The sequence below is a fragment of the Pelosinus sp. sgz500959 genome, from assembly GCF_042610375.1.
Taxonomy (GTDB): domain Bacteria; phylum Bacillota; class Negativicutes; order DSM-13327; family DSM-13327; genus CTSoil-075.
Window position 1 is genome coordinate 21,456 of sequence record NZ_JBGJZL010000016.1, and the last position, 11,079, is coordinate 32,534.

An 11,079-nucleotide genomic window follows, 5' to 3' on the forward strand; every position below is an offset into this window, starting at 1 on the left:
ACGATGGCAACGTTGTGTCCTTTTTATTTTATAAACTTAATCTTGTTTTGATTCTTTCCACTGCTTCAAGAGTATTTTCTTTATTACCGAAAGCGGTTAATCTGAAATAACCCTGTCCTGATGGGCCAAAGCCTGTACCTGGAGTACCGACAATATGTGCTTCATTAAGAAGTTTATCAAAAAATTCCCATGAATCCATGCCGTTTGGTGTTTTGAGCCAAATATAAGGAGCATTTTCGCCACCGAAAGTTTCGAGACCAATGCTTTCTAGACCTTCTTTGATGATTCTTGCATTGTCCATATAATAGCTGACAACAGTCTTGATTTCAGCTTGACCTTCAGGGGTATAAATGGCCTCTGCACCTTTTTGGATGATATAAGGTGTACCGTTAAATTTCGTAGTTTGTCTGCGATTCCATAATTTGTTTAGAGGGTGGGATTCGCCTGCAGCTGTAAGTGCCATGACTGTTTTGGGTACAACAGTAAAGGCGCAACGTGTACCTGTAAAGCCTGCAGTTTTAGAGAATGATCTGAACTCGATAGCAACTTCGTTCGCGCCTTCGATTTCATAAATACTATGAGGAAGTTCTGGATCTTGGATATAAGCTTCATAAGCCGCATCAAAGAGAATGATTGAACCATTGGCTTTGGCATAATCAACCCATTTTTTTAATTCAGTTCTAGAGAGGGTAGTACCGGTCGGATTGTTAGGAACGCATAAGTAAATCAGGTCCACTTTTTCTGTAGGTAATGCAGGGATAAATTTATTTTCTGCATTGCATGGTAAGTAAGTGACATTCTCAAACATACCATTGATAAAGTCGCCAGTTCTACCTGCCATTACATTCGTGTCAAGATAGACAGGATATACAGGATCAGTAATCGCGACTCTATTATTAACTCCAAAAATTTCTTGAATATTACCTACGTCGCTTTTGGAGCCATCGCTAACGAACACTTCATCTACTTCGAGCTTAACACCGCGGGGGGTATAGTCTGTGGCAATAATTTTTTCAATCAAAAAATTATAACCTTGTTCTGGTCCATATCCACGAAAAGTTTCTGGATTTGCCATCTCATCAACGGCTTTGTGTAAACCATCAATAACGGCAGGCGTTAAAGGCTTAGTTACGTCGCCGATGCCCAGTCTGATAATATTTGCTTCTGGAAATTCAGCTTTAAAATTAGTGACTCTTTTAGCTATTTCAGCAAATAAATAGCTACCTGGTAGTTTTAAATAATTTTCATTCAGTAATGCCATGTTATAAACTCCTCTCAAAATGCCATATAGTACGAAGGTCAGAATTGTCTTGCCAGTGGGATAATACTTGTTCCATGGCAAAAACTAATTTGTTTCATATATAATCATTAAATTATACAATACACGTGCAGTTTCCTGCTTAATCCAAGAAAATATCGGTAAAAATCAAGATACATAGAAAATATGAAAATTATACATTGCCTTATGGTACCTACTTTTGTAATAATAGATGATAGAGTTGAAATAAATCGATTAAGGTGTTTATTTTTAAAATATAATGGAAAGAGGTATATTATGTCAATTGAATGGAAAACGGAATATAACTTAAATATTGCCGAAATTGATGAACAACATCAAAAACTAATTAGTTTAATTAGTGATATGCTTGATGTTACAAATCGAGATGATGATTTTGATCATTATGATGAAATCGTTGCTATTTTTGATGAACTAAGCGATTATACTGTCAAACATTTTGCATTTGAAGAAGAACTGCTAAATACGCATAATTACTCTTCGATGGACATGAAAATTCATGAATTAGAACATAGTTCATTTGTTAGGAAAGTCGTACAGATTCGTCAACAAGACTTAGATAAAAATGAACAAGGCATTCTTAAAGATACAATACAATTTTTATTAGGTTGGATTGGACAACACATTTTAGATACGGATCAAAAGTATGCTCAATTTCTGATCGAACGTGGGGTTAAATAAATTTTAAAAAACTTATCTATATTTTACAATATGTAAAACTCATTAGTGGTGTGAACTGCTAATGGGTTTTTATATTGTCTCTTTATGAAAATATGTAAGTTGTATGAGTATTTGCCGAAATTATAGCAAAGGCCGCCTACGAGACGGCCTTTGAGGTTCCAAGGGGGTTTTTAATGTTTTATAGTCTTGATACCGCATGATAAGTCGCTGGGAAATTTTCGTCACCGATACCCCTGATCACAACAACTTGCCAGTCACCGTAATTTCTTTCTAAGTCTAGTTTAAAGCGCTGTCCAGTAGCCTTATTAATGACCTGAACCGTTGCTTTATACCGTCCTTGATGAATGAGTGTAAAAGAATCGCGCAAAGTATCAAAACCGTATTGCGTAGCATAGGTTTTTACAAAATCCACAGGACTACTCACATCTTGGAAATATCCATCACGTTGATGTTCACTATAACGATTATGGTCATTCAAATAATAGATATGTCCATTCTCATACCATGCCTGATTATCATCCGAACTAGGCCAGTCATTTTTATGTTGATGCCAACCATTCCTAGCTGATTTCGTCATTTGTTCATTTTTTATAGGAGGAGAAGTGGGATTTTCAGATGCAAAGGCTTTACTGAAGAGTGGGATGCCAGGCAATGCTGCGCCCGTCATAATGGCAGTACCAACAATTGCAGCAGCGTAGCGTTTATATTTTCCGCGAAGACTCTTTCGTTTTGCTAACTTTTTCTCCATTGATTCATCCCTCCCTATTTTTATTCTTAGTATTTCATATTTTCATGATTTCAATTCCTGGTAATTTATAAATTAAAGATCTAAGTATAATATGCTGTAAAGTATTAGTACACTTGGATCTTTAATTTTGTCATTAATCACTATGGACTTATGGATAGATCTTTGAATTGAAGATAAGGAATAAAAGACCTATAATTGAATTACCGGAATAGAGAGAATATTTCTGCAGAAAGAGCTTGGCGATTTGCGGTGAAAAAAATGAGGGAGGTTCAGATTAGATGTCAACTGTTCAACTGAATACTCAGGCCACGACCACGAGCACGAGTCAAAAAAGCATTCAGAAGTTTGGCAGATTTTTAAGTGGCATGGTTATGCCCAATATTGGAGCTTTTATTGCATGGGGCTTAATTACAGCACTTTTTATCCCTACAGGTTGGTTACCTAATGCATATTTAAGCAAACTGGTTGGGCCTATGATTGTATACCTACTTCCACTACTCATTGGATACACTGGCGGTAAAATGGTCAGCGATACCCGAGGCGCTGTTCTTGGCGCGATTGCAACAATTGGTGTAATCGTTGGGGCTGATATTCCTATGTTTATTGGTGCTATGATTATGGGGCCTTTAGGTGGTTATGTCATCAAAAAGTTTGATGAGGCCATTGATGGTAATGTACCAGCTGGTTTTGAAATGTTAATTAACAATTTCTCAGCAGGTATCATCGGTGCAATGTTGGCCCTACTGGCGTATACCAGTATTGGACCTGTTGTATTATCGTTAAATAATATACTAAAATCAGGTGTAGAAGGCATTGTCAATGCAGGATTACTACCCTTCGCATCCTTATTCATTGAACCAGCTAAAATTTTGTTTTTAAATAATGCCATTAATCATGGTGTATTGGGTCCTATTGGTATCCAACAAGCCAAAGATGCAGGTCAATCGATTTTCTTCTTACTAGAAGCTAATCCTGGGCCTGGTATGGGAATTTTGTTAGCTTATTGGGTATTTTCTAAAGGTATGATTAAACAATCCGCTCCAGGCGCTATGATTATTCACTTTTTGGGTGGTATACACGAAATCTATTTCCCTTATGTACTAATGAATCCATTACTCTTAATTGCTGTTGTTTGCGGTGGCGCAAGTGGCGTATTTACTTTTAACTTATTAGGAGCAGGCCTTGTCGCAACTCCATCACCAGGGAGTATTTTTGCAGTCCTTGCAATGACGCCAAAAGGTGGCTACTTTGCAATTCTAGCAGGTGTACTCGTATCGACTGTTGTTACTTTCTTAGTTGCTTCCATTTTCGTAAAAAATGCTAATGACAAACAAGATGATTCTCAATTAGCAGAAGCAACTGAAAAAATGAGAGATCTTAAAGGAACAACTCAAGTAAAGAAAAATGTGACTCAAGTTATTTTTGCTTGTGATGCAGGTATGGGATCAAGTGCTATGGGAGCAACCACGTTGCGTAATAAATTTAAGAAAGCTGGACTCAATATCGATGTCATTAATTGTGCGATTGAAGCCATTCCAGCTGGTGCACAAGTTGTTATTACTCATGAAAGTCTGACCGAAAGAGCAAAAAACATTGCTCCAAAAGCAGAGCATATCTCTATTGATAATTTCCTTACTAGTTCGAAGTATGATGATTTGGTAAATCGTTTACGATAGTCAAAAGTTAATGTAGGTTCATTTCAAGTAAATGAGGGTTTTTGTACCCTCATTTACTTGGAGTTTTAAAGAAGGCACAGAAGAGACTATTTTCTTTAAAATGTAGTAATTACGATTGGTAAAAAGTTAGATGGTTACAGAGGAGGGGATTTTATGCAAGATAGTAAGATGAATGCACGAGTAAAAAAAATCTTGCTTAGAATTTGCGCAGAAGATAAGTATGTAACAATCTCAACGATTGCCAAAGAAGTAGGCGTTAGCGCAAAAACAATTTTACGAGAATTATATGAAGTCGAGCAATGGCTTGAATCTAAAGGCTGCAGTTTGAGTAAAAAGACAGGTGCTGGTATTAAAGTAAATGGTAGTATGGATCGCAAAGCAATTATCCTTGATATTTTAGAGGATGAAAAGGAAGAAAGTTTTTACTCACCTAAAGAACGACAAATTGTGATTGTAAGTGAATTATTACAGAATCAAGAAGCCGTAAAATTATATAATTTTACCAAAATGCTAAAAGTCACAGAAGGAACAATTAGTAATGATTTGGATAAAGTTGAAGAATGGTTTGCACGGCAACAGATTACTCTCATTCGAAAACCAGGGCTTGGCGTTTATATTGAGGGCCTGGAAAATAATATTAGAAAGGCCATGATCCATTTTATCTATGAGAATATTGAAGAAGATCAATTGCTGGGAGTCATACGCAATAGTTTAATGAAATCTGTTGATCAATCATCTAGCGACATTGAACTCAGAACCCAACGACGACTCTTAAATTTAATTAATAAAGAAGTGATTCATAAATTAGAGTCTTCTATACACGAGGCGGAAGACAAAATGGGTCATAAGTTGGCAGATAGTGCTTACGTAGGATTAATTGTTCATTTAGCGCTTGCCGTACAAAGGATTACCAAGAATGAAGAAATTATTATTGATCAAGATTTTTTAGCAGAACTAAGACAATATCCCGAATACTTGGTTGCAACAGATATGGTGGCGAGTATTGCCAAGAATTTTATGATTACAATTCCAGAATCTGAAATTGGTTACATTACCATGCATATTAGAGGGTCGAAAAATCGAAATGATTATCTAAAAGATCATGGTAAAATAATCGGTAATTTTGAACTCGTCAGAATTTCGAAGGAAATTATTAAAGTGGCAGAAGTTGAGACGGGTCGATTGTTAATGCAAAATAAAAATTTACTCATTGGTTTAGTCAATCATTTAGGCCCCTCAATTAGTCGATTAAAAATGAAGATGGAGATTCGAAATCCGCTGTTAGAAGAAATTAAAGCATATTATCCAGAATTAGTAGGAATCAGTAGAAAGTGTGCGACCGTCGTGGAAAAACATTTAGGTATCAAGATGCCTGATTCTGAAATTGCTTATATTGCCATGCATTTAGGGGCAGCGATTGAAACGGGCGAAAAGTTGCTCAAACCTGTATATCGTTGTGCGATTGCGTGTTCGACAGGTATCGGTACATCTCGTTTATTAGCGACAAAGATTGGTAAGGCATACGATAATATCCAGGTAGTAGAGGTTATTTCTACCATTCATATTGATGAAAGAAGATTAAGAGAAAAGAGAATTGATTTTATTATTTCTACAGTTACAATTGATTATTGTTCAATCCCAGTCGTTACTGTGAATCCCCTGCTTTTCGAAGAAGATAAAAATAAAATCAATCATCAAATGAAGTTATTAGCAGATAAAGTTGATTTTTATCCCAGTAAAAATCCTGAAGGAATAAATTTTCAAGATCGTTTGCTTTCATTGCAAAGTTATGGCAAAGCCATTATTGAAATTTTAGAGACTTTTTTCTTAGTGAAAGATGAACGATCAAAGACAATTGACGATGTCATTCAGAATGTGAGTTCCTTACTTGCTACGAGTGACGAAATCGAAAAACAACTTGCCGATTCTCTACAAGAAAGAGAAGAAAAAGGCGGAACATATATCACAGGGCATGGTTTTATCTTACTGCATTGTCGGACAGACGCAGTAAACAAGCTTTACTTTGGTGTAGTACAAATTAAAACCCCAATTTACGCTATAAAGATCAAGGGAGAAAAGGAAGAAATAAAATTGGGAATTGTTATGATTGCGCCAGAGAATAACAGTGAAGATGCAATGGAAACGATTAGCTATCTTAGCAAAATGCTCATTGAAAGACCTGATTTTATCAAGATATTACAAGAGAGCACTGAGCAAGAAGCCAGGGTGGAAATTAGTAATATATTAGAAGAATTTTATCGCTTTAAAAATGAAAAATTGATGGGGGAATAGAAATGGATGGGAATAAAGGTCAAGAGAAGATACAAAAATTTGGCAGATTTCTAAGCGGAATGGTGATGCCCAATATCGGAGCATTTATCGCATGGGGGTTGATCACAGCGCTGTTTATCCCTACTGGTTGGATGCCCAATGAATATTTGAGCAAACTCGTTGGACCAATGATTATATATTTACTTCCTCTGCTGATTGGGTTCACAGGAGGTAGAATGGTCGCTGACAGTCGTGGTGGTGTTCTTGGTGCGATTGCAACAATCGGTGTGATCGTTGGGGTCGATATTCCAATGTTCATTGGAGCGATGATCATGGGACCTTTGGGTGGCTATGTCATCAAAAAGTTTGATGAATCCATTGAGGGCAATGTGCCAGCTGGTTTTGAAATGTTGATAAACAATTTCTCAGCAGGTATCCTTGGTGCGATACTGGCATTATTAGCTTATACAAGTATTGGACCTGTAGTGTTAGGGCTAAACAATGCACTTAAAACTGGCGTAGAGATCATTATTAATGCAGGGTTATTACCTTTAGCATCCTTGTTTATTGAACCGGCTAAGATCTTGTTTTTAAATAATGCCATTAATCATGGGTTGCTAGGGCCTATTGGTATTCAACAAGCGAAAGACATGGGCCAATCAATTGTCTTTTTATTAGAAGCCAATCCTGGTCCAGGTATGGGAATTTTATTAGCGTACTGGGTATTCTCCAAAGGAATGATTAAACAATCCGCACCAGGGGCGATGATTATTCACTTTTTGGGTGGTATACATGAAATCTACTTCCCTTATGTATTGATGAATCCACTACTGTTACTTGCTGTTATTGGTGGGGGTGCAAGTGGAGTATTTACTTTTAACTTATTAGGAGCAGGACTTGTAGCAACTCCATCTCCAGGTAGTATCTTTGCAGTGATCGCGATGACACCGAAAGGCGGTTACTTTGCAGTTCTTACCGGAGTGCTCGTATCCACAGTTGTTTCCTTCTTGATTGCTTCAGTATTTGTAAAAAAATCCAGCGAAAAGCAAGATGACTCAGAGTTGGCAGAAGCGACAGAAAAAATGAAAAATCTTAAAGGAAATCAAAAAAGAACAACAGTTCAAAAAGTCATTTTTGCTTGTGATGCAGGTATGGGGTCAAGCGCTATGGGAGCAACCATTTTACGCAATAAGTGTAAAAAAGCTGGGTTTACTGTAGAAGTTATCAATTGTGCCATTGAAGCCATTCCAACAAATGCAGAAGTTGTTGTAACTCATGAGAAGTTAGCTGCTCGTGCTCAGCTTAAAGCGCCGCAGGCAGAACACATCTTTGTCAAAGATTTTATTGAAAATCAAGTATTTGAGCTGTTAAAACATAGACTGGTTTCTGCTAATGCAGCAACAAGTGTAGAAGAGAGTCAAGAGAGTGTACAGGATAACCTTATTCTTAGAAAAAGCAATATCCTATTGGGCTTAAAAACCATGGACAGAGATGAAGTCATCAGAATGGCTGGGCGCCTCTTACATGAGGGTGGATATGTAAATGAAGAGTATATCGAAGCTATGATTGAACGGGAAAATGATCTGACAACATATATTGGAAAAGGCATTGCCATTCCTCATGGTGTGGGAAAAGCAAAAGAAAATATTAAAAAATCAGGAATGGTTGTACTGCAATTTCCAGAGGGCATTTCTTTTGGTGAAGAAAAAGCTTATCTAGTCATTGGGATAGCTGGAATGGGAAATGAGCACTTAAGTATTCTTTCTAATATTGCAACAGCCATTAATGATGAAGATGATAGTATTGTGGAAGTGCTGCGTACAACAACGGATGTTGATTATATTTACAATCTTTTTCATAGCCAAGAGTCATAAAAGGACTCTAAGCATGAAAAGATCTTTACTATAAGCTGTAATACAAAAAATCATAGCTTATGGTTGATCCCGAGGATGTGATATAAAGTATTGCTTGCTTGCCACGTAGTAATGCTAAGGCTTTGTATCGCATTTTCGGTAATAACCATTAAAAAATTTGAATGCTATTACGCGATTAAATTAACTGCTGGAGGATAAACAATGATTATTACCGTTACATTAAATCCAGCTGTCGACAAAACAGTGGAAATTAATAATGTCCAAATTAATAGCGTCAACAGAGTCTCTTCTATCCGCTTAGATGCAGGTGGTAAAGGGATTAATGTTTCAAAAATCATATTGAGCTTAAGAGGACAAAGCAAAGCCTTAGGTTTTCTTGGAGGCAGAGCAGGAACCTTTATCAAAAATTATTTAGATGAAATGCACATCGATAATGATTTTGTTATGGTGAATGGAGAAACAAGAACAAATCTCAAAATTGTAGATCCAATGCAGCATACGAATACAGATATCAACGAAATGGGACCACAGATCACTCCAAAAGATATAGAAGAAATTGAAAAACAACTGTTGCAATCTGTAAATGATAAGGCTATTATAGTATTTTCAGGAAGTGTGCCACCTAATATTGAACCGAATATCTATCAAAAATGGATCAATCAGGTCAAAGAAAAAGGTGGAAAAAGTATATTAGATGCAGATGGGGAAATAATGCGTTTAGGGATTGCTGCAGGCCCTTATCTGATAAAACCTAATATTCATGAACTAGAAAGATTATTGGGAAGAAAGATAACAACGATTGATGAAGTGATCAAAGCCTCTCGATCACTTATGCAAGAATATGGCATAGAAGTTGTAGTTGTTTCCATGGGAGGAGACGGTGCCTTGTTTTTAAATAAAGAAGTTACCATCTTGGCAGAGGGACTAGTCGTTGAGGTGAAAAGTACGGTAGGAGCAGGTGATTCTATGGTCGCTGCTCTTGCTTATGCTCTTGACAATGGGGAAACTTTTGAAAAGTCAGTGACTTTAGCCGTTGCTGCAGGTACAGCTAATGTAATGACCCATGGTACCGAACCTAGCAGTTTGGAAATCATTCAAGAATTAGAGAAGAAAGTACAATGGAAATATTTGTAGAATTTATAAAAGCAAATGAAAGAAGGTAAAAATAAAATGAAGACACGTGCAGTTCGCTTATATGGAAAAAATGATTTACGCTTAGATGAATTTGAGCTACCGCCAATCAAAGATGATGAAATTTTAGTTCAGGTTGTTTCCGATAGTATTTGTATGTCAAGTTATAAAGCGGCCTCACTCGCAACAGATCATAAGAGAGTTCCGGCAGATATTGCAGAATTTCCTATTATTATTGGCCATGAAATGGCAGGTAATATTGTTGAGGTCGGTGCGAAGTGGAGTCATCAATTTAAAGCAGGAGAAAAATTCTCCATGCAACCAGCCTTAAATTATAAAGGCAGTATGGATTCACCTGGTTATTCTTATCGTTATTGTGGTGGGGCGGCAACCTATGTGATTATGCCTCAAGAAGTGATGGAGCTTGGATGTCTGCTCAAATATGAAGGGGAATCTTATTATGAAGCATCTTTAGCAGAACCTATGTCTTGCATTATTGGTTCATTCCATGCAAATTATCATACAACTATGGGCAGTTATGAACATAAAATGGGTATTGTAGAAGGTGGAAAACTTGCTATCTTAGCAGGTGCAGGACCTATGGGATTAGGCGCTATTGATTATGCCATGAATTGTGATCGCAGACCAAGTATGATTGTTGTTACTGATGTGGATCAAAAAAGATTAGAACGTGCAGAAAGTGTATTCTCTACTACAGAAGCCAAAGAAAAAGGTATAGAGCTTATTTTTGTAAATACTAAAGAGTTGGAAGACGCACCAGCCTATCTAAAATCCTTGACAGGTGGTACAGGATTTGATGATGTATATGTATTTGCTCCAGTAAAACCTCTCGTTGAACAAGGCGATAAAATACTTGGTCGCGATGGCTGCTTGAATTTCTTTGCAGGTCCTACAGATACTCAGTTCTCAGGTCTGTGCAATTTCTATAATGTTCATTATAATTCCACTCATATTGTTGGGACTACTGGTGGAAATACAGATGATATGATTGAATCACTGCGTATGACCGAAAAAGGATTAATTAATCCTGCAGTCATGGTTACACATATCGGAGGGCTCGATAGTGCTGCAGAGGCTACCTTACGTTTGCCAGAAGCACCAGCAGGGAAAAAACTCATTTATACCAGCATTAACATGGAGTTAACAGCTATTATTGATTTTGAAGAAAAAGGTAAAACAGATCCTCGCTATGCAAAACTAGCTGAAATAACTAGCCGAAATAAAGGCTTATGGTGCACTGAGGCTGAACAATATTTACTAGAAAATTGGAGCCTATCATAAATAAATAATAGTAAACAAGAAGAACCTACAACCGTTTAGTTGGTTGTAGGTTCTTCTTATTTTGATGATCGATGATACTCATATTATTTAGAACAATAA

7 protein-coding genes and 1 pseudogene are annotated in these 11,079 nt (G+C 36.8%); 6 read left to right on the forward strand and 2 right to left on the reverse strand.

Annotated elements, in window-relative coordinates; translation table 11 throughout:
* Positions 1–28: 28 nt before the first annotated feature.
* The gene (locus tag ACAN52_RS19060; protein WP_378956556.1) at positions 29–1,261 is read right to left on the reverse strand and encodes an LL-diaminopimelate aminotransferase; all 1,233 of its coding nucleotides are present in this window, start codon (positions 1,259–1,261) and stop codon (positions 29–31) included.
* Between the two features lie 294 nt (positions 1,262–1,555).
* Here ACAN52_RS19060 and ACAN52_RS19065 point away from each other — a divergent pair, with 294 nt between their 5' ends.
* On the forward strand, positions 1,556–1,978 hold the full coding sequence (locus ACAN52_RS19065) for a bacteriohemerythrin (protein ID WP_378956557.1): 423 nt from the start codon (positions 1,556–1,558) through the stop codon (positions 1,976–1,978).
* A gap of 178 nt (positions 1,979–2,156) precedes the next feature.
* Here ACAN52_RS19065 and ACAN52_RS19070 read toward each other — a convergent pair whose 3' ends face one another.
* A complete protein-coding gene (locus tag ACAN52_RS19070; RefSeq protein WP_378956558.1) occupies positions 2,157–2,726 on the reverse strand; it encodes a hypothetical protein in 570 nt (189 codons plus the stop codon).
* 278 nt (positions 2,727–3,004) lie between these two features.
* Here ACAN52_RS19070 and ACAN52_RS19075 point away from each other — a divergent pair.
* From ACAN52_RS19075 to ACAN52_RS19095, 5 genes and pseudogenes are all read left to right on the forward strand, one after another.
* A pseudogene (locus ACAN52_RS19075) lies at positions 3,005–4,399 on the forward strand (PTS mannitol transporter subunit IICB); the annotation flags it as partial.
* A gap of 156 nt (positions 4,400–4,555) precedes the next feature.
* Entirely contained in the window at positions 4,556–6,694 is a 2,139-nt protein-coding gene (locus tag ACAN52_RS19080) for a BglG family transcription antiterminator (protein ID WP_378956559.1), read from the forward strand.
* 2 nt (positions 6,695–6,696) lie between these two features.
* The gene (locus ACAN52_RS19085) at positions 6,697–8,547 is read left to right on the forward strand and encodes a PTS mannitol transporter subunit IICBA (RefSeq protein ID WP_378956560.1); all 1,851 of its coding nucleotides are present in this window, start codon (positions 6,697–6,699) and stop codon (positions 8,545–8,547) included.
* Between the two features lie 201 nt (positions 8,548–8,748).
* Complete coding sequence (gene pfkB / locus ACAN52_RS19090; protein WP_378956562.1) at positions 8,749–9,681, forward strand: 1-phosphofructokinase; 933 nt, start codon at positions 8,749–8,751, stop codon at positions 9,679–9,681.
* A 36-nt stretch (positions 9,682–9,717) separates the two neighbouring features.
* On the forward strand, positions 9,718–10,980 hold the full coding sequence (locus ACAN52_RS19095) for a zinc-binding dehydrogenase (protein ID WP_378956563.1): 1,263 nt from the start codon (positions 9,718–9,720) through the stop codon (positions 10,978–10,980).
* The last annotated feature ends 99 nt before the right edge of the window (positions 10,981–11,079 follow it).

Bases quoted from the DNA above. Each gene is read 5' to 3' on its own strand.
- ACAN52_RS19085 (WP_378956560.1), top strand. From the start codon at position 6,697: ATGGATGGGAATAAAGGTCAAGAGAAGATACAAAAATTTGGCAGATTT.
- ACAN52_RS19080 (WP_378956559.1), top strand. From the start codon at position 4,556: ATGCAAGATAGTAAGATGAATGCACGAGTAAAAAAAATCTTGCTTAGA.
- pfkB (WP_378956562.1), top strand. From the start codon at position 8,749: ATGATTATTACCGTTACATTAAATCCAGCTGTCGACAAAACAGTGGAA.
- ACAN52_RS19065 (WP_378956557.1), top strand. From the start codon at position 1,556: ATGTCAATTGAATGGAAAACGGAATATAACTTAAATATTGCCGAAATT.
- ACAN52_RS19095 (WP_378956563.1), top strand. From the start codon at position 9,718: ATGAAGACACGTGCAGTTCGCTTATATGGAAAAAATGATTTACGCTTA.
- ACAN52_RS19060 (WP_378956556.1), bottom strand. From the start codon at position 1,261: ATGGCATTACTGAATGAAAATTATTTAAAACTACCAGGTAGCTATTTA.
- ACAN52_RS19070 (WP_378956558.1), bottom strand. From the start codon at position 2,726: ATGGAGAAAAAGTTAGCAAAACGAAAGAGTCTTCGCGGAAAATATAAA.